This is a genomic window from Methylobacterium sp. CM6257 (assembly GCF_054611515.1).
On record NZ_CM137735.1, the window covers coordinates 6,936,039 to 6,961,680 of the forward strand.

General features: G+C 65.9%; 27 protein-coding genes and 2 pseudogenes. 10 read left to right on the top strand and 19 right to left on the bottom strand.

The window, feature by feature from the left end:
- Nucleotides 1-270 precede the first annotated feature (270 nt).
- Both ACYCO6_RS33915 and ACYCO6_RS33920 read right to left on the bottom strand, forming a co-directional pair.
- A complete protein-coding gene (locus tag ACYCO6_RS33915) occupies nt 271-1,599 on the bottom strand; it encodes a Y-family DNA polymerase (protein WP_459767702.1) in 1,329 nt (442 codons plus the stop codon).
- Nucleotides 1,596-2,047, bottom strand: a pseudogene (locus ACYCO6_RS33920) (LexA family protein). Before ACYCO6_RS33920 ends, ACYCO6_RS33915 begins: the two are co-directional and overlap by 4 nt.
- 197 nt (nt 2,048-2,244) lie before the next feature.
- Here ACYCO6_RS33920 and ACYCO6_RS33925 point away from each other — a divergent pair.
- A pseudogene (locus ACYCO6_RS33925) lies at nt 2,245-2,498 on the top strand (hypothetical protein).
- Here ACYCO6_RS33925 and ACYCO6_RS33930 read toward each other — a convergent pair.
- On the bottom strand, nt 2,495-3,076 hold the full coding sequence (locus ACYCO6_RS33930) for a hypothetical protein (protein WP_459767705.1): 582 nt from the start codon (nt 3,074-3,076) through the stop codon (nt 2,495-2,497). The pseudogene ACYCO6_RS33925 and the gene ACYCO6_RS33930 sit on opposite strands and share 4 nt — an antisense overlap.
- Nucleotides 3,077-3,169: 93 nt before the next feature.
- Between ACYCO6_RS33930 and ACYCO6_RS33935 the strand changes: the two genes are divergently transcribed.
- Entirely contained in the window at nt 3,170-3,403 is a 234-nt protein-coding gene (locus ACYCO6_RS33935; RefSeq protein WP_459767707.1) for a BA14K family protein, read from the top strand.
- Between the two features lie 277 nt (nt 3,404-3,680).
- On the opposite strand, the gene ACYCO6_RS33940 is transcribed toward ACYCO6_RS33935, so the two are convergent.
- The 10 genes from ACYCO6_RS33940 to ACYCO6_RS33985 all read right to left on the bottom strand — a co-directional run bounded on the left by ACYCO6_RS33940 (nt 3,681) and on the right by ACYCO6_RS33985 (nt 12,168).
- On the bottom strand, nt 3,681-3,974 hold the full coding sequence (locus tag ACYCO6_RS33940; RefSeq protein WP_459767709.1) for a hypothetical protein: 294 nt from the start codon (nt 3,972-3,974) through the stop codon (nt 3,681-3,683).
- A gap of 188 nt (nt 3,975-4,162) precedes the next feature.
- Entirely contained in the window at nt 4,163-5,965 is a 1,803-nt protein-coding gene (locus ACYCO6_RS33945) for an AAA family ATPase (RefSeq protein WP_459767711.1), read from the bottom strand.
- Complete coding sequence (locus ACYCO6_RS33950; RefSeq protein WP_459767713.1) at nt 5,958-6,872, bottom strand: DUF7146 domain-containing protein; 915 nt, start codon at nt 6,870-6,872, stop codon at nt 5,958-5,960. Before ACYCO6_RS33950 ends, ACYCO6_RS33945 begins: the two co-directional genes overlap by 8 nt.
- Nucleotides 6,869-7,096 (bottom strand): transcriptional coactivator p15/PC4 family protein, encoded by a 228-nt coding sequence (locus ACYCO6_RS33955; RefSeq protein ID WP_459767715.1) that lies wholly within the window; start codon nt 7,094-7,096, stop codon nt 6,869-6,871. Before ACYCO6_RS33955 ends, ACYCO6_RS33950 begins: the two co-directional genes overlap by 4 nt.
- Complete coding sequence (locus ACYCO6_RS33960; protein WP_459767717.1) at nt 7,093-7,287, bottom strand: hypothetical protein; 195 nt, start codon at nt 7,285-7,287, stop codon at nt 7,093-7,095. Before ACYCO6_RS33960 ends, ACYCO6_RS33955 begins: the two co-directional genes overlap by 4 nt.
- A 132-nt stretch (nt 7,288-7,419) precedes the next feature.
- On the bottom strand, nt 7,420-7,611 hold the full coding sequence (locus ACYCO6_RS33965; RefSeq protein ID WP_459767719.1) for a helix-turn-helix domain-containing protein: 192 nt from the start codon (nt 7,609-7,611) through the stop codon (nt 7,420-7,422).
- 89 nt (nt 7,612-7,700) lie between these two features.
- Nucleotides 7,701-8,255 (bottom strand): hypothetical protein, encoded by a 555-nt coding sequence (locus ACYCO6_RS33970; RefSeq protein ID WP_459767721.1) that lies wholly within the window; start codon nt 8,253-8,255, stop codon nt 7,701-7,703.
- Nucleotide 8,256: 1 nt separating this feature from the next.
- On the bottom strand, nt 8,257-9,432 hold the full coding sequence (locus tag ACYCO6_RS33975) for a tyrosine-type recombinase/integrase (protein WP_459767724.1): 1,176 nt from the start codon (nt 9,430-9,432) through the stop codon (nt 8,257-8,259).
- A 338-nt stretch (nt 9,433-9,770) separates the two neighbouring features.
- Nucleotides 9,771-10,121, bottom strand: coding sequence for a hypothetical protein (locus tag ACYCO6_RS33980; protein WP_459767726.1), 351 nt, complete (start codon nt 10,119-10,121; stop codon nt 9,771-9,773).
- A 706-nt stretch (nt 10,122-10,827) separates the two neighbouring features.
- Entirely contained in the window at nt 10,828-12,168 is a 1,341-nt protein-coding gene (locus ACYCO6_RS33985; RefSeq protein ID WP_459767728.1) for a sodium:proton antiporter, read from the bottom strand.
- Between the two features lie 302 nt (nt 12,169-12,470).
- Here ACYCO6_RS33985 and ACYCO6_RS33990 point away from each other — a divergent pair, with 302 nt between their 5' ends.
- The 3 genes from ACYCO6_RS33990 (at nt 12,471) to ACYCO6_RS34000 (ending at nt 16,286) form a co-directional block, all read left to right on the top strand.
- Complete coding sequence (locus ACYCO6_RS33990; protein ID WP_459773850.1) at nt 12,471-13,400, top strand: TAXI family TRAP transporter solute-binding subunit; 930 nt, start codon at nt 12,471-12,473, stop codon at nt 13,398-13,400.
- Between the two features lie 174 nt (nt 13,401-13,574).
- Nucleotides 13,575-15,836 (top strand): TRAP transporter permease, encoded by a 2,262-nt coding sequence (locus ACYCO6_RS33995; RefSeq protein ID WP_459767730.1) that lies wholly within the window; start codon nt 13,575-13,577, stop codon nt 15,834-15,836.
- 15 nt (nt 15,837-15,851) lie between these two features.
- Nucleotides 15,852-16,286, top strand: coding sequence for a DUF1850 domain-containing protein (locus tag ACYCO6_RS34000; RefSeq protein ID WP_459767732.1), 435 nt, complete (start codon nt 15,852-15,854; stop codon nt 16,284-16,286).
- Here ACYCO6_RS34000 and ACYCO6_RS34005 read toward each other — a convergent pair.
- The 3 genes from ACYCO6_RS34005 to ACYCO6_RS34015 form a co-directional block, all read right to left on the bottom strand.
- Nucleotides 16,262-17,566 carry a TRAP transporter large permease gene (locus ACYCO6_RS34005; protein ID WP_459767735.1) on the bottom strand — a complete coding sequence of 435 codons (1,305 nt, stop codon included), beginning with the start codon at nt 17,564-17,566 and terminating at the stop codon, nt 16,262-16,264. The two genes, ACYCO6_RS34000 and ACYCO6_RS34005, sit on opposite strands and share 25 nt — an antisense overlap.
- Nucleotides 17,563-18,117: a TRAP transporter small permease gene (locus ACYCO6_RS34010; RefSeq protein ID WP_459767737.1), complete on the bottom strand. Its 555-nt coding sequence runs from the start codon at nt 18,115-18,117 to the stop codon at nt 17,563-17,565. The genes ACYCO6_RS34005 and ACYCO6_RS34010 overlap by 4 nt, the downstream gene beginning before the upstream one ends.
- An 80-nt stretch (nt 18,118-18,197) precedes the next feature.
- Nucleotides 18,198-19,115 (bottom strand): TRAP transporter substrate-binding protein, encoded by a 918-nt coding sequence (locus ACYCO6_RS34015; RefSeq protein WP_459773852.1) that lies wholly within the window; start codon nt 19,113-19,115, stop codon nt 18,198-18,200.
- 299 nt (nt 19,116-19,414) lie between these two features.
- Here ACYCO6_RS34015 and ACYCO6_RS34020 point away from each other — a divergent pair, with 299 nt between their 5' ends.
- Together ACYCO6_RS34020 and ACYCO6_RS34025 are read left to right on the top strand one after the other, a co-directional pair.
- Nucleotides 19,415-19,768 carry a hypothetical protein gene (locus ACYCO6_RS34020; protein ID WP_459767740.1) on the top strand — a complete coding sequence of 118 codons (354 nt, stop codon included), beginning with the start codon at nt 19,415-19,417 and terminating at the stop codon, nt 19,766-19,768.
- Nucleotides 19,769-20,098: 330 nt separating this feature from the next.
- On the top strand, nt 20,099-20,329 hold the full coding sequence (locus ACYCO6_RS34025) for a DUF6429 family protein (RefSeq protein WP_331327277.1): 231 nt from the start codon (nt 20,099-20,101) through the stop codon (nt 20,327-20,329).
- Between the two features lie 21 nt (nt 20,330-20,350).
- Here ACYCO6_RS34025 and tnpC read toward each other — a convergent pair whose 3' ends face one another.
- The 3 genes from tnpC to tnpA form a co-directional block, all read right to left on the bottom strand.
- Entirely contained in the window at nt 20,351-21,871 is a 1,521-nt protein-coding gene (gene tnpC, locus ACYCO6_RS34030; RefSeq protein ID WP_459764270.1) for an IS66 family transposase, read from the bottom strand.
- Nucleotides 21,872-21,939: 68 nt separating this feature from the next.
- On the bottom strand, nt 21,940-22,296 hold the full coding sequence (tnpB, locus tag ACYCO6_RS34035) for an IS66 family insertion sequence element accessory protein TnpB (RefSeq protein ID WP_042671684.1): 357 nt from the start codon (nt 22,294-22,296) through the stop codon (nt 21,940-21,942).
- The gene (tnpA, locus tag ACYCO6_RS34040; protein ID WP_459764273.1) at nt 22,293-22,697 is read right to left on the bottom strand and encodes an IS66-like element accessory protein TnpA; all 405 of its coding nucleotides are present in this window, start codon (nt 22,695-22,697) and stop codon (nt 22,293-22,295) included. The genes tnpB and tnpA overlap by 4 nt, the downstream gene beginning before the upstream one ends.
- Nucleotides 22,698-22,838: 141 nt before the next feature.
- Between tnpA and ACYCO6_RS34045 the strand changes: the two genes are divergently transcribed.
- From ACYCO6_RS34045 to ACYCO6_RS34055, 3 genes are all read left to right on the top strand, one after another.
- Nucleotides 22,839-23,579: a universal stress protein gene (locus ACYCO6_RS34045; RefSeq protein WP_459767742.1), complete on the top strand. Its 741-nt coding sequence runs from the start codon at nt 22,839-22,841 to the stop codon at nt 23,577-23,579.
- Between the two features lie 511 nt (nt 23,580-24,090).
- Nucleotides 24,091-24,507 carry a BA14K family protein gene (locus tag ACYCO6_RS34050; protein ID WP_459767744.1) on the top strand — a complete coding sequence of 139 codons (417 nt, stop codon included), beginning with the start codon at nt 24,091-24,093 and terminating at the stop codon, nt 24,505-24,507.
- 86 nt (nt 24,508-24,593) lie between these two features.
- Complete coding sequence (locus ACYCO6_RS34055; RefSeq protein WP_459767746.1) at nt 24,594-24,785, top strand: hypothetical protein; 192 nt, start codon at nt 24,594-24,596, stop codon at nt 24,783-24,785.
- Nucleotides 24,786-25,642: the final 857 nt, after the last annotated feature.

Consider the following 25,642-nt stretch of genomic DNA (forward strand, 5'->3'; position numbering starts at 1 on the left):
CAATGTGGGTTTCTGCGTAGTCGTCGCAGCAGTCACGAACGTTGCTCGCGCATCCAGTGCGAGCGGCACCACAAACCGCCTGCTCAAATTTCAGGCGAGCGGGTCGGCCAGAGCCTCGGATGGGGGCCCCTGTCCGCATCCCACCAGCGGCCGTTGCCGAGGTGGTAGATCATCCGCCCATGCGGTCGCCTGCAGCACTTACAGCGCCCGCCAGCCCGCCGAAAGCGGATCACAGCCGAGAGCTGCGGCCAGTCGATGCGATGCACACGTCTATGAGTAGGCGACCGGCAGTTCGCTGATTTGGGTCGTATAACGCGGCGTGCGCATCTCGAACTTCGTGTTCCAGTCGCGCTTGCTCACCAGCCCGGCGCGGGCCGGCACGACAGCGCCCCGGCCCCAGCGCGCGTTGCAAGCGTCCATTTCCTCCATGAGCGGCCCCGACCGCTCGCGATTCATCTGCCCAATCAGCGCCCGTGGGCTGTGCGACAGCGGCACGAGGTCGTTGGTGATGATGCCCGCCTTTGCGTACCGGCACGGCCGCGTGCCCGGCTCGCGCCACGTCTTGGCAACCCCGTGCCGCGCGGCCTTGATCAGCGCCAGTGTGTCAGCCGTGTGCTCGGGCAGGCTGACGGTGGTTGAGACCGAGCGCATCGGATCGTCCCGGTCGTGCTCGCTCGTGTGATAGAAGATCGTGAGATGGTCGGTGCCGAGCCCCTCGCACCGCAGCTTCTCACCCAAACGGGTTGCGTGCGCCGCCACCGCCTCCTCTAATGCCGCACGCTCTGTGATGCGGCTCGAAAATGAGCGCGTGACCGCACAGCCCTTGCGTCGGGCCGGCACCAACTCCAGCGGCAGACAGGCCAACCCGCGCAACTCGTGGATGATGCGCTCGCCCACCACCGTCAGGCCCTTGCGCACCGGGCGCGGGTCGAGGTCGCGCAGGTCCGCTACGATCTCGACACCCATCGCTTGAAGCTTGGCGAGCGAGGCCCGGCCGATGCCCCAGACGTCGGCAACATCGATCCGGCACAGCCAGTGCGCGTAAGCCGTCGGGTCCGTCAGATCGCACACGCCGGCCAGCTCGGGCACAGTCTTGGCTATATGGTTCGCCAGCTTAGCCAGCGTCTTGGTCGGCCCGATGCCGACGTAGGTCAGGATCCCCGTCCAAGCCCGAACGGTCGCGCGCAGATCCCGCGCGCGTTCGACCCGGAACGCGGGCGCCACATCCGACAGGTTCAGGAAGCTCTCGTCGATAGAGTAGATCTCTACCTGCGGGCTGAACTGCCGGTAGACGCCGTTGGTACGCCCCGACATGTCGCCGTAGAGCGTGTAATTCGACGAGAACACTCGCACGCCTTGAGCCCGGCACATGTCCCGGATCTTGAAGTATGGATCGCCCATCTTGATGCCGAGCGCCTTGGCCTCGCTGGTTCGGGCAATGGCGCAGCCGTCATTGTTCGACAGCACGATCACCGGCACCGCGGTAAGCTTCGGATCAAACACGCGCTCGCAGGAGCAGTAGAAGCTGTTGCCGTCGATCAGCGCCACCGCGCGCGCGCCACCGGTCCGGTCGCGCAGGCGCGGCTCCAGCGCGCTCACGACAGCTGCCCGCGGGCCGCGTGCCAGCGGATCGAGAAGCGCACCACGCCCCAGATCACGCCCTCGCCGAGTTCATCGACGGAAAAGGCGGGTAGCTCTGGGTTGCAGAAGGCGAGCCGGGCGACATTGCCCTCAATCACCAAGCGTTTGCAGCTCATCTGGCCCTCGATTGCCGCCACGACGATGCTGCCGTGGCCAGCCTTCAGGCTGCGATCCACACAGGCGAGGTCGCGGTCGTAGATGCCGGCGCCCTCCATGGATGAACCGGAGATCCGCCACAGGAAGGTGGCGGGCGGGTTCGGCACGAGCCAGCGCGGCAGCTCAAGTGCGCCCTCCAGGAAGTCGTCAGCCGGGGAGGGGAAGCCCGCGACAGCGCCTGCCCAATCAGCGGCACGCCGACGGCATCGGGGCTATGGATCAGCAGCTCGTCGATCCGGTTGAGGTGCACCCTGCGCTCCGCCGTGTTAGAACAGATGCAGAACAAATCTCATATGCGGGGTCGGTTCAATCTGTGGGCGAGGTGTTTCTTCCGCGTCGGTGGACGAGTGTGAACTCGGCCCGAAAATGCCAATCGCGGTGAGATCTTAGGGGGCGCGCACGGTTGGTAAAGAACTTGAGGCAGGCCTGGGCAGACGAGAGACCAAGATGGCGTTGAAGACGACCTACCTCGTGCAGCCGTTCGAGTTGCACCGGAAGCGGTTGCGGCCGGCGCGCCAGGAGCCGGCGCAGACCGAGTTCGGCGCCTGCAAGAAGGCGGAGGCCTTATCCGGCCGCATGCCGGCGCGGCGGCGCTCAAGATCGTGGCCGACGATGAGACGGGCGAGCTGGAGGGGATCACGCTCCTCGGGCACTGGGGCGAGGTGCCGGACGATTTCGCTGAGAGCCTGCAGGGTGGCTAGGCCGAAAGCGCGAGGGCGGCACACGGACAGAGTGTAGCAGCGCCAACGGGCGCGATGCCGCGTTGTCCCACCAGATGCTCCTCATTCAGGATCGGTAGGGCGTGATGAACCGGACACTTCTGACGGCGGCTGCGGTGGTGGGCTCTCTGGCGCTCATGCCGGCAACGGCCAATGCCCAAGGTTTCGCCAACGGCGGCTTTCACGGCGGCGCGGTCGGCGGCAATGCTCTGGCTGGCGGCGGTGTGGGCGGTGGCTTCCAGGGGGGTGGTTTCCACGCGGGCGGCGCCCTCGCGGGAGGAGGCTTTCGCGGTGGCGCTGTCGGGAGCGGTCTTCACGGCAGCTTTGCCGGAGGCGGCTTCCATGGCGCTGCTGGCAACGGCAATGCTCTGGCCGGCGGGGGTGTCGGTGGCTTCCGTGGCGGTGGTTGGTACGGCGGCGGCTTTCACCGAGGCGGCTTCGCCGGACGCGGAGTCGGGCGAGGTCTCGGCGTCGGCGGAGCCGGTGTGGCGGGCACTGGCTTGGCCAACCGGGGTGTGGTCGGCAATCCAGGCCTCCGCGGCGCCGGCTTCGTCGGTCATCGCGGCTTTGCTGGACGCAGATTTCACCGCGGCCGGGGCTACGGCTACGGCGGTCTGGGGCTCGGTGTAGGCTTAGGTCTCGCCGGCGCGGGCTTGGGCTACGGTTACGGCGCCTTCGGTGATGACTACTACGGAGCCGATTACGGACCTGCCGGTTACGGCTATGGCTACGCGCCGGTCGAGTACGGGCCAGCCCTGGGCGTGGCCGAGACGGATGTCATGCCGTCCGGCAACTCCGGCAGCTACTGCGCCCAGCGCTTCCGGTCGTACGATCCGCGCTCTGGGACTTACCTCGGCTATGATGGCCGCCGGCATCCCTGCCCGTAGCGCCGCCTCGTAACCTGACCCATCCCTCGTGAGGCCTCGCAGCGGAGACGATGCGGGGCCTCTTGTTGTTGCGTCCGCATCACGGGAAACACGCTGGCCGGCCCCGACCGGGCGCGGCGCTGAAGGTCGTGGCTGATGACGAGACCGGCGAACTGGAAGGCATCACGATCCTGGGGCCAGTGGGGCGGGATCCCGGACGACTTCGCCGCGAGCCTGCAAGCGGCTGAGTGCCAGCCCTCATAGAGACCGGGAGAGCGACAAGTCGGCCCTTCAGCGGCTACTTCACCACACTCAGCTCGGGCGGCAAGCGAGCCTGGGTACGCTCAAGCGCCTCCGTCAGGAGTGCTGAAAGACGGCCGAGGGTCATCCTTTGGACCTCTCGCGGATAGACCTCGTGCTTGAGAACGGCGCGAGCCATGGCGCGGGCGGCCATCTCGATCAGCACCACGCGCGGGTCCAGCGGCCCATCGGGTCCTTCGTCGAGGGCTGCCTCAGCTATGAGGTCGTCCAGTATGTTCTCGACCAGACTTTCCGTTTCGTTCAGCGGCTCGTTGCGATTGGCTACTTGCATGGCGTGCTCTGCTCCCCTGTTTGCTCGACAAGATCACGTGCCCCCGCCGGTCTATGCTCAGGACGAAGCGGTGAGGGCGATTGCCATAGGCTGCGGCACCGACGCAGCCTCTCGGTCCAGTGAGGTCATCGGTTTCCGTGCGGCCCATCTTTGCTCGTGAATGGTGCTGGGCTGCGGCCCGAGCGCGGTCACTCCGCCGCCTCTCGCTTCAACCAATCCAGCGCACCGTCAGCCTGTGCTTCCTCGCGCCAATCACCGAGGACCGTCATGCCCTTGGTCGCGGTGTAATCCCGGAACCAAACGTCGAAGGATTCGGGGTCGGTTGGATAACTGCAGCGGCTATGGCTGCCTTCGACAACCGTGATCCAGCAGGGCCAGTCACCCCCGTGGCCCACCACGGTGCGCTCCTCGCGGCCCAGCAGGTCGGCTCTGATGAAGCGCTTGTGCGGGGGCTTGATGTCGAGCTTGTCTTCCAGGCTCATCAGTGGGCCAACGGTGGCCTTCACGCCGCGCGAGAGGGCGGAGACCGTGAACACCGTCACCACGTGCTTGTTGGTGCGCTTAAACAAGCGCTTCGGCTCTGACGCCACGATGGTTCCGCGGACCTTCGCCCGATCTGCCACCTCCAGCATGTGATCGAGCATCGGCGTGATAATCTGCTCGAAGGTCACGCCCTGCGCGCTGCACTCGGCCGGCTGATCCTTACCCCCCGTAAGATCGGTAAGAAGATAAGAAGCGGTCGGATCCGCGCTCTGACTGGAGGGCTCGGACGCACATTCGTTTCTTACCGGCACCCCCTCGTTTCTTACTGGCTCGGGATCCTCGGTAAGATCCGCATCGCCGTCCTGATCCCCATCCCCCTGTGCGTCCGTCGAACTTCTTATCTTCTTACCGTTCTTATGGGGGGTATCAGCAGCGGTCCGGATAAGATCGGACCGGCCCGGGTGAACGTACCGGCCGCGACCCGCCTTCAGCACCTCGCCGGCCTTGCTCATCTTGAAGAGCAACTGGTCGACTGCGTTCCGACGGTGGCCCGTGGCGACCGCAACCTCGCCGGGGCTCATCGGCTCGTCAGCATCCTCTAAGGCCGCCAACACGGCGCCGCGCTCGTCCGTGCGCCTGACTTCGGCCGCCTCGCCCTGAACGTGCCAGCGGCAACCGAGCTTGTCGAAGACGACGGCGCTCTCGATCTCCTCGATGTCGCGACCACGGCCATAGAGTGTCGCTCCATTGCCGTCGCGGTCGAGGATCAGCGTCGTGTCGGCGGCACCGGACAGTCCCAGCGTGCCGGACACCTTCTCGAAGGGGTCGCTCTCCGTGCCCGACTTCCGAGTGTGGTGCACGATCACCACCGCGACGCTGTGTTCCCCAGCCAGTGCCTGCAGCCCTTTGATGGCGGCGTAATCGGCCTCGTACAGGGTCTCACTGGATCCACGCACCGGCTTGAACATGGCCAGCACGTCCACGATGACGAGACGCGGGTTGGCCCTCGCTAGGATCCACGCCCTGATCTTGTCGAGTCCGCCCTCGTTGGCCCGAGGCCATTCCGTCGCGTACTCGAAGGCGGCCGGCCACTCGGGATTGAACGGACCAAGCAGCTTGTCGATGCGGCGCTGCAGCCGGCGGCGGTTGTCCTCAAGGGCAAGGTACAGCACGTCACCCTGCTCGCAGGCGATGCTGCCGAGGCAGCTGTCACCGCGTGCGACGGCCAACCCACATTCCAGTACGAGCCAGGACTTGCCGAGCTTGGGCCGGCCCGCGAGCAAGGTGCAGCCTTCGGCGATGTAGTCTGGCACCACGTACCGGATCGGTGGGAACGTCATCTGGCGCAAGTCCGCGGCGTTGCCGATCACCACCTCGACGGGTGGTGTGGCTGTGCGGCGGGAGGCTCTGGGTGTGGCGGCATGGCCCTGATTGGGCGCTTCTTCCTCGAACACGGGGTCGCCGCCGGGAATCCCGTGCTCGATTGAGTAGCCGGATATGTCAGCCATCGAGCGCCTCCGTCAGCAGGTCATTGCAATCGGTCCCGGGTTCGTCGGGTGTGACGAGAAAGGTTTCTTTGCCCGCGAAGCGCCAGCGGCCGGCGCATGCGCGAGCGGCCTTCTCGCCGCCGGGATCGTGATCGACGGCGAGCCACAAGGATTCGATGCCCGGCAGCGGCAGGAAGCCGGAAATGCCGCTCGTGTTCAGGAGCGCCCAGACGGGCGAATTGCCGAACTCGGGCAGGTGCCGGAGTGAGAGCGTAGTCTCGATGCCCTCGCCGATCCCGAGGCAGTACGTGACGTCGGCGTCGGTCGTCAGCTTCACGGCACCGCCACGGAGGCTGCCGAGGGCGAGCCGGTCGCGGCCATTCACGACAGCCTTCTGGCCGTCGAGGGTGAGTGCGGTCCGGTGGATCGCTTGCGGTGCGTCTGTGGTGACGCTCCGGACGAGCGCGATCATGGCTGGGGTGCGGGTACCCGCGAAGGGGCAGGCCGGCGCGTACCGGATCACCGCCTGCGCATCGTCGGCCAGACTGAGCCCGCGGCGGGCGAGGTACGCCTCGACGGGCGAGCCGGCCGCCGGTTGAGCTTCGCGCCAGATCCTCAGGGCGAAGGCGGCGCCGTCAGATGCGCGATCCTGCACTCTCGTGAGGTCCTGCTCGCGGCAGGCCGGCGCGAGTTGCGCCAGCTTTAGGGCCATTCCCGCCGCGATGCCGAGCCGTGCGCGGACGTAGTCCTTTGCGGCAAGGTCGTTGTCGCCGGCATGCGAGGTGACGACGAAGCCCCCTGGCGCTGACGGGCTGAACAGCACGCTGAGAGAGCGGTCACGGGCGCTGTGGCCGGGACCGGGGCAGATGATGCCCCGGCCAACAACTTCGCCCCCGAGCGCGCGGGCGGCCATGCGGAGGTCCATCATCGCGACGTCTCCTGTGCCGACTGCAGGGCCGCGATGAGGGTCGGGAGCAGCCCGATACTGAGGCAGATGCCCTTCTTCATCGGCTGGCGCTCGCCGCGAGCGCCGACATAGTCGGCCAGGATCCGGACATCGCAGAGTTGATGCCCACCGTATTCGACCAGGGCCACGCGGATCGTCTCGACGTTGTTCTTGACGAACTCGGTGACGGTGAGGGGCTCGGTCATCGGCGGCCTCCCACAGTATCCTGCCGCGCCTCTGGCCCGATGCCGTTGTGGGCGGCTATCACGGCGGCATGGTGCAGGGAGACGCCGAGACGGCGTGCGAGGCGGCGGTTGTTGATCGCCTGTAGAGTGCTGGTATCGGCGGCAGGTTCGCTGATGCTGAGCGCTGTCGTGCAGAGTGCTTTGTGCTTCATGGCAGTACCTCGAATGAGATACCGGCCGAGATTTCGGTTGTTCTGACGTGCGAGATCGGCTAATACAGCGTTTCTCAGGTGCTGTATTTTGACCCGCCGCCGGTTTCCGAATTCTCGGGGCCGGCGGCTTCGTTAGACAGCAGACTTGCGGGCCAGCGGCAACGTCGCCAGCCAGTCTTCCAGGTCCTTGTCGAGGATGAGGGTACGGCGGCCGAGTTTGCGCGCCTTCAGGCGCCCGGCGGCAATTTCCGCGTAGATGGTGGTCCGACTTGATCCGGCGCGTTCGATGACCTCCGCGATGGAGTGAGCGCTCTTGCCGTTCATGGAACCTCTCCTGAGTACGACCGGCCAATCCGGCGTTCAGGAGGATGTTAACGAAGGCGCTCAGGGCGCCTTTTCACCGCGTCGTAAAATCAAGTTTGTTCGTCAGTGCCGGCGTCATCTTGCCCTTTGACCTCGTGCCTCAATTGGTCAACGCATGCTTTGACATACGAAGGTGAGATTTCGACACCGAGCGAAGCTGTGAACCTATCCGCAATCTTTTTGAATAAACGCTTCCTGAAGCCAGTCGGGCCGCTGAACCGTAGGAGCCGTTTTCCTTTGAGATCTTCCTCTACAATTCCCCTGATCTGATCGACTTTATCGTCAAGTTTGCTTGCGCCCTGACCGATTGGCGTTTCCTTGTCGAGCGACCTTTTGATGACGCTTGATCGTGGGTAGCCCTCGTTGCAAACAATCTTCCATATCAGTTTCTCGTTGATATGATACGATCTGTGATTAAAAGTGTTCATATCTTTCAGTTCTTTCGACAGCCTGAACACGTCTTTATACTCGGCTTTATCTCTGGCAAGCTTGCATTTGTTCAGCCTGTCGACAAATTCCTCATACCTGAGTGCGATTTTGATACGATCTTCCTCTGTTACGAGAGGACGTCGGCCAGCGCCGGGCCGTTTGCCACCATGTCCCATGTCACTGCCCTCGGCTGCAGAACTGCGACCACTCCTCCAGCAGCGCACGCCGCTTTTCGAGTGCGTCTCCCCGCCGGTAGGCACGCTCGGTGGTATCGCCCACCACGTGCGCCAGCGCCATCTCGGCGATCTCCCGCGGGGCGTCCGTGCACTCGCCGGCCCAATCCCGGAACGACGAACGAAAGCCATGTACCGTCACCGGCACCTTCATCCGGCGCAACTGCATCTCCATCGCCATGATCGAGAGCGGCCGACCGCTCCTCTGGCCCGGGAACACGTACTCACTCGACCGGATGGTCTCGGCGCGATCCAGAATGGCAAGGGCGCGCTCAGTCAGCGGCACGCGATGCTCGCGGCCGGCCTTCATTCGCTCTGCTGGGATGGTCCAAATGCGGGTCTCCCAGTCGATCTCATCCCATAGAGCGCCAAGCACCTCACCAGAGCGCGACGCGTTCAGAATGCAGAACTCCAGCGCCAGCGCCGCCACGGCCTCGCGCTTGCGCAGTTCTGCGACGAAGGCCGGGACCTCCGGGAAGGGTAGGGCGGCGTGGTGCCCCCGGGTCAGGCGGTGCCGCGCCGGCAGCAACTTATCGAGGTGACCGCGCCAGCGCGCCGGGTTCTCGCCGTTGCGCAGTCCTTTAGCCTTCGCGGCGTCGAGGATCCGTTCAATGCGCCCACGCAAGCGTGAGGCGGTCTCGGCCTTGCTGCGCCAGATCGGGGTGAGCACGGCCAAGATCTCGGCCGTGCTGATCGCGTCAACCGGCATTGAGCGCAGCGAGGCGGCATAGGTAGCCAGGGTCGAGGTCCACTGCGCCTTGTGCTTCTCGTTGCGAAAGCCGTGCGAGAGGTCAGCCACGACCTGATCGGCGAAGACACCGAACGTGACTGCCGCCTCAGGCTCAGCCCTCGCGAGACGGCGTTGCTCAATCGGGTTCTGTCCGCTCTTCAGGACCCGGCGCGCCTCGCCCGCCCGCTCGCGCGCATCGGCCAGCGACACCGTCGAGAGGCCGCCGAGGCCCATCTCCTTGAGCTTGCCCTGCCAGCGGAACAGAAACAGCCACCGTTTAGCGCCTGAGGCATCCACGACGAGGTAGAGGCCATCCCCGTCGGCATGGCGCCCAGGCTTAGCCTCGGTGGCGACGGTGCGCGCGCTGAGCCTCTTCACCGCACGAGCCACTAGCGCTTACCCCAACATTTACCCCAACAGGCGACGCGGATCGTAGCAAACGTAGGCGAATGTCGGAAGCACAAACTCATCTATCTGCGTAGTCGAGATAGGGCGATAATGAACTTCTACAGACTTCCACGTGCTTGGGTATGACGGACCCCCTCTCCGCCACTTAGTTTTCTGTAGTGGTTTTAGCGACTTAGCGTGGCATATGTGCCATGTTTTGTAGTTTGTTTGTGGCTGTGAATTTGTAGCTGGCTGCGGGGCCAGAGAGTGATTTGGCCGCGGTGGTGGGCTCGCCGCCCCGAGCTCATGACCTATCATCAAGCAGTGTGGGTCTTGGCCGCTCATCGTGCCGGTACCGGGTAGGTGTCACGGTATAGCTGCGTCGCAGCCTGGAACAGCACCGTGTGATTCATCCTCCGCTTAGCGGCCTCAAGGATGAACTCGTCCCTTTCCTCCGGGCTCACCTTGAACGACAGGCCCCTCCAGCGCTCACCGTTGGACCTGGTCCGGCTCCGAGGAACTATGCGCTCTGATAGCGGGTCGGTGTAGCTGTAGCAGAGCTGCATGACCTTCTGGAACAGCGCCTTGGGGCCCATTTTCCGCTTGGCGGCGTCCAGTCTGAATTCGTCGCGCTCCTCATCAGTCACATTGAAACGGAGGTCCACCCAGCGCTTCTGGTCGGCAGCGATCATGTTTCGGGGAGCCACAACTGAGGGCTCCATTTTGCCTCGAAGAGGGTTCTCCACGACGGCGGGACCGAGGGCTTGATTGCTCGTCTCACGATCGCCGCGATCTCGCTGGAGCGATCGACCATCATCACAGCTCTCATCGTCAGGACCGCTTATCACGTGTCTTACAATTCGAAGCCGCTCCAATCGTACCGAGTGACGATCCTGGACTAGCATAGAAAATTTGCGCAAGGCAGTTCCCCAGTGATCCGATTATCGGCGATATTCGCGGGATTGAATGCCTGCATGTGGAAAGTAAAGTTTCAGTTCATGGGCATGATTGTTAGAGGTAAGTCAGTATTGACTTGCTCCCCCCCCCAGTGGCTTATAATCAGCGTTCCGCCCATTCTGCGAATGGCGGCCCTCCGTGCACCTGGGACGGCCTCGCGTGTCCATCAATGAACTGGAGCTCTGCGCCGGGTTCGAGGCTGTTGTTCCCCGGAAGCGAGTGGACTGCTGTCCGACGTCGGCAGATCGTAACAAGCATTGACAACGCGATCAGCTTGAGCTCGACATCCATTCGATTGCTTGAGTGGCGCCGCACGTCATTCCATTTGATCCAACGGCCCGCTTCACTCCACTTTAGCCGCCAATTCGCGCGCCAAGCGCAGCAGATCAGACTGATCAAGCGTCTTTTCTCACGCAGGTGGCCAGGAATTATTTGCCATTATTAGAAATACACCCAATTTACCAAGTAGAAGATCGGCAGCAGGATCGTCGCCGACCAGACCATGTACCCGAAGAAGCTCGGCATCCTGATGCCGTGCTCCTCGCAGATCGCCTTGATCATGAAGTTGGGGGCGTTGCCGATATAGGTGTTGGCGCCCATGAACACTGCGCCGGCCGAGATGGCCGCGAGGGTTCGGCCGAGCGGACCCATGAGGGCCTGCGGATCGCTTCCGGCGAGATTGAAGAACACGAGATAGGTCGGCGCGTTGTCGAGGACGCTCGACAGGCCACCGACTAACCAGAAATACGCGGTCTCGATCGGTGTACCGTCGCTGCGCGTCACCAGCCTGATCACCGGCGCGAAGACGCCGCGCTCCCCGGCCTGAAGAATCGCCAGGGCCGGGATGATGGTGATGAAGATCCCGGCGAAGAGGATCGCCACTTCCCGGATCGGGGTCCAGGCGAAGGCGTTCTCGATGCGGATGCTGCGTCGGGTCGTGCGCCAGGACAGCATGCCGACGCCGAGCAGGATGGCATCCCGGGCCAGCCCTTCGAGGGGCACGGCGATGCCTCCGCCCATCGGCACGGCGAATCCTGTCTTCCAGAGGCCGCTCCCGAGGACCGCCAGCACGATGATCATCAGGTAGATGACGTTGTGCAGACCCTCGATCCGGATCTGGCGGGGCACGTGGCTCCGGGGCGCGGCCGGCTCGGACTGCCAAGCGATCCAGTCGATCGCTAGGAAGAGGATGAGCAGGATCGCGCTGGTGACTGCCATCGGTCCGGCGAGCGCCCGCGTCGTCCAGAAGAAATCGATCCCCTTGAGGAAGCCGAGGAACAGCGGCGGATCGCCCAAGGGAGTGAGTGAGCCGCCGATATTGGCCACCAGGAAGATGAAAAAGACGAAGACGTGAGCGTTGCGCGGCCGGTCCGCATTGGCCCGGATGAGGGGGCGGATGAGCAGCATCGAGGCCCCCGTGGTGCCGAGCACGCTGGCCGCGAGGGTGCCGATCGCGAGGATCGCGGCGTTCGTCATCGGCGTGCCCACGAGATTGCCGACGATCCGGATCCCCCCGGCGACCACGAACAGCGCGAAAACCAGGATGATGAAGGGCAGGAACTCGAGGATGGCCGTGTGCCAGACCGCGCCAGCGGCCGTGCCGACCCCAAAACGGACGAGGCACGGCAGGATGAAGGCGGCGGCCCAGAACGCCGCCACCGTGCCGAAATGATGCTCCCAGAACCGTGGCGCGGCGACGGGGAGAATAGCGATGGAGAGGAGCAGGCCCGCGAAGGGGGCGATCCAGGCCAAGCCGAGGACCGACCCGTCGAAATGCTGCATGCCGTCACGCTCTCCGGATCGTCGCGCCCCGGCGGGGCTGCGCCCGCGACGTCCCTTAGAGCCTAGCCCGAGCGTCGCGCAAACGGACCGGGCTCCGCTAAGCCGCCATGGCGCATTTTCGCGTGCCGAGTCGGCTTCCGTCCGGTGGGCCGGACGTTCGAAGACGCAGCGATGTACGAGCGATTGGTACCGGAAACCGCTGGTCCCGCATCGACAGCTCCGGTGAAATCTGCTCTGTCTCCGGCCCAACGAAGATAGGGAGAGGAATTCACGTGCGGACAGCTTGCAATCGCCGCTCCGTTTTGCTCGGTACAGCGACCGCTTTGGCGAGTTCCACGCTTCCGTTGCGCGCGGCGGAGTTTGTATCGATCCTGACCGGCGGTACATCGGGCGTCTATTATCCGCTCGGGGTCGCGATCGCGAAGATCTTCTCAGAGAAGGTTCCCGGCGCGCGCGCCACCGTTCAGGCAACCAAAGCCTCGGTCGAGAACCTCAACCTGCTCCAGGCGGGCAAGGGCGAGATCGCCTTCACCCTCGGGGACAGCCTGGCCGCCGCCTGGAACGGCGATGAGGAGGCCGGCTTCAAGCGCAAGGCCGACAAGCTCCGCGGCATGGCGGCGATCTACCCGAATTACATCCAGATCGTCGCCTCCAAGGACTCGGGCATCAAGACCCTGGCCGATCTCAAGGGCAAGCGCCTGTCAGTCGGCGCACCGAAATCCGGGACCGAGCTGAACGCCCGCGCGATCCTTGCCGCAGCCGGCATGGGCTATACCGATCTCGGCAAAGTCGAGTACCTGCCCTTCTCGGAATCGGTCGAGCTGATGAAGAACCGGCAGCTCGACGCGACTCTTCAGTCGGCGGGTCTCGGTGTCGCCTCGATCCGCGACCTCGCCGCGTCGGTCCCGATCACCGTCGTGGCGGTGCCGTCGGCCGTCGTCGACAAGGCCGGCGCTCCCTTCGTCAAGAAACAGATCCCCGCCGGCACCTACGAGGGCCAGACTGAGGCGGTCGAGACGGCGGCCGTCATCAACTACCTCGTGACGCGGGCGGGCCTGAGCGATGATCTGGTCTATGCCATGACCCGGGCGATCTTCGAGAGCCTGCCGGACCTTCAGGCCGCGCATAGCGCAGCGAAGGCGATCGAGCTCAAGGCGGCGGCGCAGGGGATGATGGTGCCCCTCCATCCCGGCGCCGAGCGCTTCCTCAAGGAGAAGGGTGTGGTGACCTGATCAAGGTCGCGTCGCTTCGGCGGCGCCGGTCCGCCTGAGGCCTCTCGAGGGCGCGCCGGCTGACCTGGCGAGCCTCAGGGCGGCGCCTGATCCGGTTATTACGCGGCGCCTTCACCCCACTGGCAGGCGGCTCAAAGCCGTGCCCGCCCCTTCGCGTCATCGATGAAAGTCCCCATGACCGCGCGCGTCGACCAGGCAGAGCTGCAGAATCCGGAGCACGGTCTGCCCGAGAGTTTCGGAACCGGTCGATCCGGACGGCTGCTGTTCTGGATTGCCGTCGCCTTCTCCGCTTTCCAGATCGTCACAGCCTTCGGCGTGCCCCTCGACCGGCCGATCCTGCCGGGACTGACCCCGATCCTGCTGATCTGGGCCGGACTGGGCCTCGGGGCGGCCCTCGTCGTGTTCCGGCGCCTGCGCGGGGAACCCTGCGAGGATCAGGCCCTTGCGATCTTTGCCCTGGCGATCACGACGGGGCTCGTCTCGAAATTCCCCGGCGGCCTGCCGAGCCAGGTGGTCCGGGCGCTCCATGTCGGCTTCCTCTGCCTCCTCGCCGGTGGCCTCCTCGCCAATCACCGGGCGGGATCGACCGTCCGCTGGTGGGGCGCCTGGGCGCTGGCCGTCGCCGGCTTCGCGATCGGCCTCTATCAGTGGTGGTTCTACGACGCGCTCCTGGACCGGGTCGGCGACCTGGACGGGCTCGACGTCGCGTCCGGCGTCTGCCTCATCGCCCTGCTGTTCTACTTCGTCTGGCGCGTCCTCGGCCCGGCCCTCGTCATCGTTGCCGGCCTGTTCCTGGCCTACTGCCTGCTCGGACAGTACCTGCCCGCGCCCCTCGATCACCGCGGCTACGGGCTGGAGCAGGTCGTCGAGCAGATGGCCTACGGCACGGAAGGGATCTACGGCACGCCGATCTACGTCTCGGCGAGCTACATCTTCCTGTTCATCCTGTTCGGCGCCTTCCTGGAACAGGCCGGGATGATCGGACTGTTCACCGACGTGGCGATGGGCTTCGTCGGCGGCGCCCGCGGCGGGCCGGCCAAGGTCGCCGTGCTCTCGTCGGGCCTGATGGGCACGATCTCGGGCTCGGGGGTGGCCAACGTGGTGTCCACAGGCCAGTTCACGATCCCCCTGATGAAGCGCTTCGGCTACCGTCCGGCCTTCGCGGGCGGCGTCGAGGCGACCGCCTCGATGGGCGGCCAGATCATGCCGCCCGTGATGGGCGCGGTGGCCTTCATCATGGCCGAGACGATCGACGTCCCCTACGTCGAGATCGTGAAGGCCGCCCTGATCCCGGCGATCCTGTATTACGCCTCCGCGTTCCTCGCCGTGCATCTCGAGGCCGGGCGCCGCGACCTCGTCGGGCTGCCGCGCGCCGAGCTGCCGAACCCGGTCGCCGCCTTCCGCAGCCGCTGGTACCTCGTCCTGCCCCTGGGTGTCCTGATCTACCTCCTGTTCGCGGGCTACACGCCGCTCTTTGCTGGGTCGGTCGGGCTGGCGCTGACGGCGCTCCTGATCATCGGCGGCAGCATCGCCCTCAACATCGGCCCGCAGGCGGTGCGCGTCGTGTTCTGGATCGGGCTCGGCCTGATCGCGGCGGTCTCGCTGTGGCTCGGCGTGGCGCTGGTGCTCGTCCTGGTCCTCGCCACCGTCCTCGTGGCCTACTTCTCCCGCGGCGGCCAAGAGACCCTGGCGATCTGCCTGAAGGCGCTGGCCGACGGCGCGCGGCAGGCCCTCCCGGTCGGCCTCGCGTGCGCCGTGGTGGGGATCGTGATCGGTACCATGACCCTCACCGGCGTCGGCACGATCTTCGGCAACTGGGTCGTCTCGGTCGGACGCGGATCCCTCGTCACGTCGCTGGTGCTGACGATGATTGTCAGCCTGATCCTCGGGATGGGGATCCCGACCATCCCGAACTACATCATCACGTCCTCGCTCGCCGCGCCGGCCCTGCTCGAACTCGGCGTGCCGCTGATCATCAGCCACATGTTCGTGTTCTATTTCGGCATCATGGCGGACCTGACTCCGCCGGTCGCCCTGGCCTGCTTCGCGGCGGCGCCCATCGCCAAGGAATCGGGCTTCCGGATCAGTCTGGAGGCGATCAAGATCGCGCTGCCCGGCTTCGTCGTACCGTTCATGGCGGTCTACGATCCGGCCCTGATGATGCAGTCCACCGCCGGTGCCTCCGGCGTGGGCTTCGCGTTCGCCGTGGCCTACATGGTCGTCAAGGCCGGGCTCGCGATCCTGCTCTGGGGCGCGGCGACGACCGGCTTCCTCACGGGGCGGCTGCTGATCTGGGAGCGCCTCATCGCGGTCGCCGCAGCCCTCTGCCTCGTCCTCGCGCTGCCGATCACCGACGAGATCGGATTCGCCCTGGCGGCGGTGGTGATCGGCTTCCACCTCTACCGCCGGCGCCGCGGGGCGGCGATCCCGACCTGAGGGGCTGGCCCGGAGATGCTGTGCCTCTTGGCGGGCGCCCTCGTGGCCCATCTCGGCACCGGCGCCCTGACCCTGACGTGGCGCCACTCCGTGGAGAAGATCCTCTGGGCGGAGGATTGGCGGGAGGTTCCGGGAGGCCTCACCCTCGATGCCGCCCGCGTCCGGGGATCGGGGGCGGGCATGGACCCGCCGCCCGAGGCGGTCTTGCGTGACGGGAGCTGGACTTGGCATCCGCGCCTGCCGGTGCTCCCGGAGGTCGTGCTGCGCCGCTCGGGCTACACCGCCGATTACCAGGTTTGCCGCGGCACGCGGTGCCGTCCGATGTCCGATCTCGTCGGGATGCAGGCGGATCCGGTCACGCTCAGGCCCTGTCCGCTGGGCACGCCGACGCCGGCAGGCCCCGGCGGCGGCGGCGCTGGCGGAGCTCAGCCCCCCGCGGCCTCGCCGTAGAACCAGTGGATCGGCGCCAGGGCGAGCCAGGGCAGGTAGGTGCAGATCAGCAGGACCACGAGCAGCACGCCGATATAGCCGAGATTGACCTTGGTGGTTTCCCAGATGTCCGATTTCGCGATGGCGCAGGCCGCGATCAGCACCGAGGCGACCGGCGGGGTCTGCTGCCCGATCGCTAAGTTCAGGGTGAGAACCAATCCGAAATGGACCGGGTCGATGCCGACCTGCTGGATCAGCGGCAGCACGATCGGCACCGTCAGGATGATCGCGGCCGCCGAGTGCAGGAACATGCCGAGGATCAGGAACAGGAAGTTGAGCAGCAGCAGCACCAGATAGGGATTGGTGGTGTAGGTCTGGATCGACCGGGCGAGGGCCTGCGGCACCTGCGCCTCGGTGAGCAGCACCCCGATCAGCGCCGAGGCGGCCACGAGCAGCATCACGACCGCGGTCTGGATGGCCGCGTCGACCAGCGCCTTGTAGACGTCCGCCAGGGAGAGCTCGCGATAGACCAGCGTGGCGATCAGCAGCGCCGCCACGACCGCCACGGCCGCCCCCTCGGTCGCCGTGACGAAGCCGCCGAAAATCCCGCCCAGGATGATGACGGGGAGCATCAGCGCCCACAGGGCCTCGCGCAGGGCCGTCCCCAGCATCGTCAGCGAGAAGCGCTGCTCGACCGGGAAGTCGTACTTGCGCGCGTAGCCGTAGCTCGCCACGGCGAGGCCGAACGCGCCGAGCAGACCCGGCAGCAGGCCGGAGATGAACATCTTCACCACCGAGACCTGGGCCATCACGGCGTAGAGGATCATCGGGATCGAGGGGGGGAGGATGATCGCGAGGCTCGCCGACGACGAGGATACGGCGGCGGAGAACTCCTTCGAGTAGCCCCGGCTCTTCATCGCCGGAATCAGGAGCGTTCCCAGGGCGGCCACGCCGGCCACGGCCGAGCCGGAGATCTCGGCGAAGAACATCGAGGCGCCGATCGTCACCATCGCGAGGCCGCCGCGGACGAAGCCCAGCATGGCGGAAGCGAGGTTCACCAGCCGCCGCGAGATCGACGACGAGTTCATGATGCCGCCCGCGAAGATGAACAGCGGGATGGCGAGCAGCGGAAAGTTGGTCGCTCCCTCGAACATCACGAGGGCGGCGTTCGGGAGCGAATCGGCCCCTTGCGTGAACCACATGGCGGCCACCGCCACCACGGCCAGCGCCACCGCGATGGGCACGTTCAGGAGCACCATCGCGAACAGGCCGCAGAACATGTAGCCCAGGAGTGCGGTCATGACCGGGCCTTCTCGAGTGCGGGCTCAAGCGCGGGATCGGCGGAGCCTAGCGCTTCCTTCAGTTCATGGTCCTCGAACCCTCCGGTCCGGGCATCGTGGATCACCTCTGGCAGGCGCAGCAGCTCGGCGACGATGAACAGGACGGAGGCGATCGGGATCACCGACTGTGTGACCATCTGAGACACGTTGGGCAGCGACACGAGGGTCGAGCCCTGGAGGACCATGACGACCTCCGTCCCGTAGATGGCCAGCAGCAGGAAGAAGCCGATCACGATGGCCTCCGCCACTAGGGTGACGGCGACGCGCAGCCCCGGCGGGAAGGCGTTGACGATGCCGGGGAAGCCGATATGCGCCCCCCGGTGCGCCGCGAGCGCGCTGCCGTAGTAGGTGAGCCAGGCGAGCCCGATCGAGGCCACCTCGTCGTACCAGACCAGGGACATGCCCAGGAACCGGTAGACGAAGCCCAGGACGAGGATGAGCGTCAGCGCCGCCATCAGGAGCGCCGCGACGGCCTCCAGACAGCGATCGAACCAGCGGCGGAGGGTTTGCATGCGTGCGTCTCAAGCTCCCGCGCGATCCCGCTCGGCCGGGACCGGTACGTGCTGGAATCGGTATCCGGTGAGGAAGCGGATCAGGATCCGTTGCCGAGGGCCAGCGCCTTGTCGATCAGCTCGCGGCCGCCGGGGACGTCCTTCGAGAACTCGTCGTAGACCGGCTTCGAGGCCTCGATGAAGGCCTTCTTGTCCGCCTCGTTCACCTGCATGCCAGCAGCCTTGAGCTTGCCGAGCAGATCGTCGTCGAGGCTGGCGGCGATCTCGAGCGCCCGAGGCTCCATCTCGACGGCGGTATCTTCCAGCACCTTGCGCACATCCTCGGGCAGGCTCTTCCAGCGACGCCCTGCGGTGAGATAGGCCGGCGTGTAGACGTGACCGGTGAGCGAGAGATATTTCTGCACCTCTTGGAAGCGTGCCGGATAGATCTGCGCCAGAGGATTCTCCTGGCCGTCCATCACGCCGGTCTGGAGCGCCACGAACACCTCCGAGAACGCCATCGGGCTCGGCGTCGCGCCGTAAGCCTGGAACATCTTCACGCGCCACACGCCCTTGGGCACCCGGAGCTTGATCCCCTTGAGGTCTCCCGGCTCCTTGATTGGGCGCTTGCTGTTCGTGATCTGGCGGAACCCGTTCTCCCAGGTGGCGATGATCGTGTAGCCCGCCTTGGCGGCGATGGGCGCGAGGACCGGCTTGATGATCGCGTCGCGGATCTTGGCCGCATGCGAGCGGTCCTTGACCAGATAGGGCATCTCGAAGAGCCCGAACTCAGGCGCCACCGTCGTCATGACCGTCGAAGGCAGCGCGAGATCGAGGGTGCCCAATTTGAGCTTCTTCAGCATCTCGTCGTCGCTGCCAAGCTGGCTAGAGCCGAACACGACCACCTTGGCCTTCCCGGCGAGCTTCGTATTCGCGCGCTGCGCGAATTCGGCGGTCGTCTGATCGAAGAGCGAGCCGGGCTCGCCGACATGGCCGAGTTTGATCTCAACCTGGGCCATCGCGGTGTTCGTCACGAGCGCCAGCGCGGCGACGAGCAGTGTCGTCCTGAAAAGCTTCACGACGCTTCCTCCGAGTGCTTTGCACGCGGCCGGTTTTCCGACCTGCTGCCCGTATCCCGTGCGGAATCGGGTGTTTGAGTTTTGAATACAATTCCTCGGATGACAAGCGATGGCTGGCGTCCTCCGGGGTCTTTCGTCACCTGAGGTGATCGAGGGCGGCCGCGAGGCAGAGGATACCGCTGAAGCTGGCGGCGGATCGCGGCAGCACCGTCGGCCTGCGCGTGCGGTCCGGCGACTACGTGCCGAGCCGCTTCCCGATCGCGTTCCTGTCGGTCGATGTCGAGGGCGCCGAAGCCGCGATCCTGAGCGCCGTGACTCTCAGGCGCCGACCCGCCTCGCTGCAGGACCTGGAATTCGCTGCGGGACCTGGAATATGGAGCACGACTGCCCTGATCCTCTCGCGGGAACGCGCTTTCAGACTGGCGGCCATGTGTTCGCGCAGGAGGCGGACTGCCAGGCCGGAAGGATGCCAGATCCAGCCGGAAGTTACGCTTAGCCCGATCGCCGGCCGCTGCGACGTGCCGGAGGCCGCCCTTATGGCCACCAATCCATCGATCGACGGCTCGGGCGACCTGCTGGTCGGCACTTCGTGAGGGTTCGTGTAGGGATTGTCCTGACAAAGGGTCGGGTTCGCACGGACTCGATGCGTAGATCCGAGAAGGTAGGATATCGGCCTCCCTTCAACGTGCAGCGAGTCACCGTCTCCGCCTCAACATACGCAAGGAGACACGTTTCCAGTTGTGGCGACTTAGCCTCGACCGATGCCACGCATCGATGCAGCTAAAGGCCGAACAGGGCAAATGGCATATTTCACGGCAGGTCGTCATGACGCTTTCCAACATCATGGTCAGCCTTGATGCCAGCAGCGTAACCGATCGGCTGGGACCACGCCCGGTCTGAGCGCGGCGTGCTAATCTGCTCGGATGGCGGTCGACGAGGAGCGCATCGACGAGGCGGTGCTCGCCCTTCTGTGGCTGACGCTCCACGACGGGCGTCGGGCCTGGAAGGGCTTCGACTGGGCCGTGCTTGGCCGTCTCCACGCCAAGGGGCTCATCGCCGATCCGGTCGGACGCGCCAAGTCGGTGGTGCTGACCGACGAGGGACTGCGCCAATCCGAGGCGCTGTTTCGGACCCTGTTCACGCGGCCCGACTGACGCGCCTGGGCTGCAGCGTTCTCAGGCGACCGCTTGGAGCGTGGGTGTGCTCGGGTAGGCCCAGGGCAGAAGCTCGTCGAGGCGCCGCTGCGGATGGCCGTCGACGATGCGGGTGATGACGTCGGCCAGGTAGGCCTGCGGCTCGACTTCGATGAGCTTGCAGGTCTCGACCAACGAGGCGATCACCGCCCAGTGCTCGCCCCCGCCGTCCGAACCAGCAAATAGGGCATTCTTCCGATTCAAGGTCAGAGGCCGGATTGCGCGCTCGACGGTGTTGGAGTCGATCTCCACACGCCCGTCGTCGAGGAACAGGCTCAGCCCCGCCCAGCGGCTCAGGGCGTAGCGGATCGCATCCGCCAAGTTGCTCTTGCGGCTCAGGAGGCCGAGCTTCTCCCGCAGCCACGCCTCCAGCGCCTCGACCACGGGCCGGCTTCGTTCCTGCCGGGCCGCCCGTCGCTCCTCGGCCGAGCGCCCGCGGATCTCGGCCTCGATCCGGTAGAGCGCGGCGATGCGCGACAGCGCCTCCGTCGCGATCGGTGAGGCGGCGGCGAGATCATAGAATTGCCGACGCACATGGCTCCAGCAGTAGGCCAGCCGCACCGCGCCGCCCTTGGCCAAGCTCTCGTAGGCCGCGTAGCCGTCGACCTGGAGCACGCCTGCAAACCCGCAGAGATGCGCGATCGGTCGTCCAGCCTTGCGGTCGGGGGCGTAGACGTAGGCGACGCCGGGCGGATCGGTCCCGCCCCAGGGCCGGTCGTCGCGCGCATACGCCCAGAGCTGGCCGGTCTTGGTGCGGCCGCGGCCCGGATCGAGCACCGGTGCCGTGGTCTCGTCGGCAAACAGCTTGCCCGAGCGCTTGAGCGTCTCCAGGAGCCGCTCGTGCACGGGCCGGAGCAGGAAGGCGGCGCGCCCGACCCAGTCGGCCAGCGTCGAGCGGTCGAGGCTGACGCCCTGGCGGGCGAAGATCTGCGCCTGTCGATACAGCGGCAGGTGGTCGGCGTATTTGGAGACGAGCACCTGCGCGACGAGAGCGTCGGTCGGCAGGCCGCCCTCGATCAGCCGCGCCGGTGCCGGGGCCTGCACGACCGCGTCCCCGCAGGCGCGGCAGGCGTAGCGCGGGCGGCGGATCACCAGCACCCGGAACTGCGTCGGCACCACGTCGAGGCGCTCGGATACATCCTCACCGATCCGGTGCAGGGCACCCGCGCAGCACGGGCAGGCGAGGCTGTCGACGTCGACCACGCACTCGACCCGCGGCAGGTGGGCGGGCAGTGCCCCACGGTTCGTGCGCCGCTTGACCCTCTGGGCCTCCTTGGCGGGCTCCGTTTCCTCGGCGGCAAAGCCCGCGGCCTCGACCTGCTCGGCCTCCTCCAGCCCGAGCAGGAGCTGATCCTCCGGCAGGCTCTCGGCGCGGCGGCCGAAGCGGTGGCGCTGCATGGCCAGGATGATCTGGCGCAGCCGCTCGTTCTCGGCGCGCTCCTCGGCGAGCAGCGCCTTGAGCGTCTCGGGATCGTCGGACGAGGGCGAAGCAGGCGCGGCCACGAAGCGGATGAGAGCAGATCCGCCAGTGACTTACTACCGCGATTAAGCCTGTCCGCCAGTCTTTTTGCTCAGCCGGCAACCGCCGGCACGCCCACGGCACGAGCCGCATGGACGCGCTTCCAGTCCAAGCCTTCGACGAGCGCCGCGAGCTGCGCCGCGCTCAGCCGAACCACGCCGTCCTCGATCTTCGGCCAACAGAACTGGCCAGCCTCCAAACGCTTGGTCGCGAGGACCAGCCCGCTTCCATCCCAGACCAGGAGCTTCACCCGGTCGGCGCGTTTTGACCGGAACACGTAGACCGTGCCGGAGAACGGATCCGCGCCCATCGCGTCGCGCACCAGAGCGGCCAGCCCGTCCATGCCCTTGCGGAAGTCCACCGGCCGTGTGGCCAGCATCACGCGCACCGCGCCGGAGGGCCCGATCATAGGGGAGCCTTCAGCGCCCGGATCACCGCGGCGATCTGAGCCGCGCTCGCGCCCTGAGCGATGCGGACCGTGGCGCCTGCGATCTCAACTTCGATGCCGTGACAGCCGCGTTGCTCACGCAGCCCGGAGCCCGTCTGCGCAGACACCGGCTCCTGCGGGCCCACACTCAGGACGGCCGGCACGAACCGTACTGTGCGGTCGTCGTGCCTCCCAGCCTGACGCGCCAAGCGCCGCCACGTGAACAGCTGCGAGGCGCTCAGTCCGTGTCGGCGTGCCACCGCGCTGATCGAGGTGCCCGGCCCATCACTCTCGGCGACGATGGCGGCCTTTTCCTCATCCGACCACGTCCGCCGCCGGCCGGCCCCGGTAAACAGCTCCAGGCGCCGGATCGGCTCCGACATAGCCATACGCCCTGGCATCGACATGTGACGGAGCTCCCATTCCGCTCCGTATGTCGCCTTCACACCGCTTGCCGGAAGGTGCCGCCCAGACAGCGCTTACCCAGCAGCAGCACCCCCGGAAGGGTGCGGCTAGCCTGCAATTTGGCGAAACGTTTCGATGCGAAGCTGATTGGGGTGGCGGCGCAGGATCCCCTGCCAATCTCGATTTATGGGAAAGGATCGTACTTAGATCACCATATCATCGGGGTGGCCGCCGCCAACGCACGCGAAGAGCTCGATAAACAAGAAGCGGTCTTCCGTGATATGACCAGCGGTTACAACAAAGCTCAGCTGCGCGCGTACGATAGGGAGCCTCTCGAATGCGTGATCTCGGAGTGCGCACGGTGCGATCTCTTGGTCGCGCGAGGACCCGATGATCCGAGCTCGACCGAAATCATCGAAGCGCTAAGTCCGGCCGAAATCATCCTGCGTGCGGGACGCCCAGTGCTCGTTACGCCCTCGAACAACGACGACCTGCCTCTCAAGTGCGTCGTCATCGCGTGGAGGGATACGCGTGAGGCTCGGCGTGCCGTTGCGGACGCCTTGCCGCTGCTGCAGAGCGCGGAACGTGTTCTTCTCCTGACTGTCGCCTCAACGGAAACGGAAACGAACGCCGAGGCGATTGAGTCGTATCTGAAGAGCCACGATGTTCAATGCGAACGAGTTGAGTTGCCGGCGACGACATATGTCGCCGAAGCGGTGGCTGGGCTCGCTCGTGATGAGGCGGCAGATCTCGTAGTGGCTGGGGCTTACGGGCACTCGAAGATGCGCGAGTTCGTATTCGGCAGCCTGACCTACGAACTTCTAACGTCGCTTCGCACGTCATGCTTGTACAGCCATTAGCCGCCATTCGCGTGGGCCGGAGTTATGGCACCAGTTCCGAGCAACATCCGCTGGCATGGCTGCCATAGCGGACCGGTGCATGCCAAGAATGACATACCCCGGGTTTGCCGAGGAGGGCACGGCAAACGGTTCCCGGCAACGCGAACCGAAGGAGGACGACAAGTCCCAAGCCCTCAAAAAGTCTAGGTGAGGAAATGCGACGGCCGCCCGCCCAAGCGGGGCGGGCGGCTCTAAAAGCTACCTGACAGAGATGGTCCGGCGATGACCATTCCAAGAGTGTTGCTTGCAGAGGCCGTCATAGCGCTACTTTGCATGACGGCCGCAACTTTCAGGAACGCTCCCGTGCGCACCTACGCGACACTGACTTTGCGGCAGATGAATCACTAGTTCTCTAAATATAATGGGAATGTGAGCGCTAGTCAGTCCGTTGTTCCCTGACCCGAAAGCGGCCGTCAACCTATTCTCGGCCGCCCCTATCTCGTCCCCGAGCATCAAAAGGAGTTCTTTGAACATGAGGCTTTGGTTCGCCCTCGCCAGCACGATCCCGGCAATCCTCTTTGTTCAGCCCGCCACCGCCAAGCCGCTCGGGAACCCGGCCGAGGCGCTATCCGCCGGCGCCCTTCCAACGAGCTACGCCCAGTATCGCCGCTTCGGTCATCGCCACCATCGCTATGGCCGGCACTACGGCTACCGGCGCGGCTACGGTTACCGCAGGGGCCCTGGTGTCGGCGCGGCCGTTGGCGCGGGCATCGGAGGTTTGGCCGCCGGGGCGCTCATCGGCGGCGCCATCGCCAATTCGCAGGCGCAAGCCACCCGAGGTGCGGCGGACGCCGAGGCGGTCGCCGCCTGCGCCCGCCGGTTCCGCTCCTACGATGCGGCAAGCGGCACTTATCTGGGCAACGACGGCGCACGTCATCCCTGCCCCTGACCTCCTACCTAACCCAGCGCGACTCTCGTTTCCGGCGTCACGATGCGGCCGGTCTCCCTGAAGATACGATCACCCGAAGGATATTCATGCGTCTGCGCACCCTCGTGCCGCTCGTCGGCCTGCTCGCGCTCACCGCCTGCAAGGACGAGAAGAAGGTGGAGGCACCACCGGCCAACCCACCGGCTCCCAGCGCCGCGCCGGCGGCGGCCAACCCGGCTCCCCCCGCCTCGTCGACGCCGCCCGTCACGCCCCCGGCCGAGAAACCCGCAGGGCAGTGAACCGCGGCATCACCTGATGCGAATGGCGCCCCCGGCAGCTAGGTGCCGCAGGGGGCGTCAAAGTCCACGGAGGTCAGCCGGCTGCCTCCAAGACGCCGGCGACGAGGTTGGCGGCCATCATCAAACAGAATGCGCCGAGCATCGCTGTCCCGATAATGCCTAAGACGAGGTCGGACGTGCGCGGCACGCCCGGGCTTTGACCACCGAACGCGAGTTGCTTAAGCCGGCGAGTTCGAATCTGCGAACACGGCAAGGTCAGCCTCCGTCTGCGCGGCTGGAATGATTGGCAAAAATGACTTGACTCCCGCTATGCCGAACGCCCCGGGGCGGGTCAGGATGCGAGAGAGATCAGGGCACCCAACACGCCGAGCAGGCCTGCGGTCGCCCAAGCAACGACGCCGAGCGCCCATCCGGCCCGGCATGCGCCGTTGTCATTCGCGGGTCTTGGTAGCTCGCTCGGCCAGCGCCGCCACCTGCGGCAGCCGGAGGGCGCCTCTTCGTAGTCTCCCGACGGCGTGGCGTCAGGCTGATGACGGCACGACATGGCCGGAGCATCGCCCATTCGCGCCGATCCCAACAAGGTCGCCCGAGACTTGATCTTCGCAGAGGTCGGGCTCGCTGAGACCGCCGCCGTATCGCGCCCAGTCCTCGATGGAGCCTTCCTGGGCCGATGGGGAAGGTCGCTGTCCGGCTGCCGCCGATAAACGCGGTCCTAGACGCTTCTCCCGCCGACCGCGCCATGTACGCGCAAGCCGCGCCGTCCGTGCCAATGCCGTCCTCATGCCGCTCCTTGCCGGTTCGACCGCTGCAGCGCAGGCCTGCACGGTCGCATCGAGGTGCCTGCCGGCGATCTGCAT

Bases quoted from the DNA above. Each gene is read 5' to 3' on its own strand.
- ACYCO6_RS33930 (WP_459767705.1), bottom strand. From the start codon at position 3,076: ATGACCGACGAAGCCGGCGCCGCGGAGGCCTGGATTGCCGACCACACC.
- ACYCO6_RS33940 (WP_459767709.1), bottom strand. From the start codon at position 3,974: ATGCAAGTAGCCAATCGCAACGAGCCGCTGAACGAAACGGAAAGTCTG.
- ACYCO6_RS33945 (WP_459767711.1), bottom strand. From the start codon at position 5,965: ATGGCTGACATATCCGGCTACTCAATCGAGCACGGGATTCCCGGCGGC.
- ACYCO6_RS33950 (WP_459767713.1), bottom strand. From the start codon at position 6,872: ATGATGGACCTCCGCATGGCCGCCCGCGCGCTCGGGGGCGAAGTTGTT.
- ACYCO6_RS33955 (WP_459767715.1), bottom strand. From the start codon at position 7,096: ATGACCGAGCCCCTCACCGTCACCGAGTTCGTCAAGAACAACGTCGAG.
- ACYCO6_RS33960 (WP_459767717.1), bottom strand. From the start codon at position 7,287: ATGAAGCACAAAGCACTCTGCACGACAGCGCTCAGCATCAGCGAACCT.
- ACYCO6_RS33965 (WP_459767719.1), bottom strand. From the start codon at position 7,611: ATGAACGGCAAGAGCGCTCACTCCATCGCGGAGGTCATCGAACGCGCC.
- ACYCO6_RS33970 (WP_459767721.1), bottom strand. From the start codon at position 8,255: ATGGGACATGGTGGCAAACGGCCCGGCGCTGGCCGACGTCCTCTCGTA.
- ACYCO6_RS33980 (WP_459767726.1), bottom strand. From the start codon at position 10,121: ATGATCGCTGCCGACCAGAAGCGCTGGGTGGACCTCCGTTTCAATGTG.
- ACYCO6_RS33985 (WP_459767728.1), bottom strand. From the start codon at position 12,168: ATGCAGCATTTCGACGGGTCGGTCCTCGGCTTGGCCTGGATCGCCCCC.
- ACYCO6_RS33995 (WP_459767730.1), top strand. From the start codon at position 13,575: ATGACCGCGCGCGTCGACCAGGCAGAGCTGCAGAATCCGGAGCACGGT.
- ACYCO6_RS34000 (WP_459767732.1), top strand. From the start codon at position 15,852: ATGCTGTGCCTCTTGGCGGGCGCCCTCGTGGCCCATCTCGGCACCGGC.
- ACYCO6_RS34005 (WP_459767735.1), bottom strand. From the start codon at position 17,566: ATGACCGCACTCCTGGGCTACATGTTCTGCGGCCTGTTCGCGATGGTG.
- ACYCO6_RS34010 (WP_459767737.1), bottom strand. From the start codon at position 18,117: ATGCAAACCCTCCGCCGCTGGTTCGATCGCTGTCTGGAGGCCGTCGCG.
- ACYCO6_RS34015 (WP_459773852.1), bottom strand. From the start codon at position 19,115: ATGGCCCAGGTTGAGATCAAACTCGGCCATGTCGGCGAGCCCGGCTCG.
- ACYCO6_RS34025 (WP_331327277.1), top strand. From the start codon at position 20,099: ATGGCGGTCGACGAGGAGCGCATCGACGAGGCGGTGCTCGCCCTTCTG.
- tnpB (WP_042671684.1), bottom strand. From the start codon at position 22,296: ATGATCGGGCCCTCCGGCGCGGTGCGCGTGATGCTGGCCACACGGCCG.
- tnpA (WP_459764273.1), bottom strand. From the start codon at position 22,697: ATGTCGGAGCCGATCCGGCGCCTGGAGCTGTTTACCGGGGCCGGCCGG.
- ACYCO6_RS34050 (WP_459767744.1), top strand. From the start codon at position 24,091: ATGAGGCTTTGGTTCGCCCTCGCCAGCACGATCCCGGCAATCCTCTTT.
- ACYCO6_RS34055 (WP_459767746.1), top strand. From the start codon at position 24,594: ATGCGTCTGCGCACCCTCGTGCCGCTCGTCGGCCTGCTCGCGCTCACC.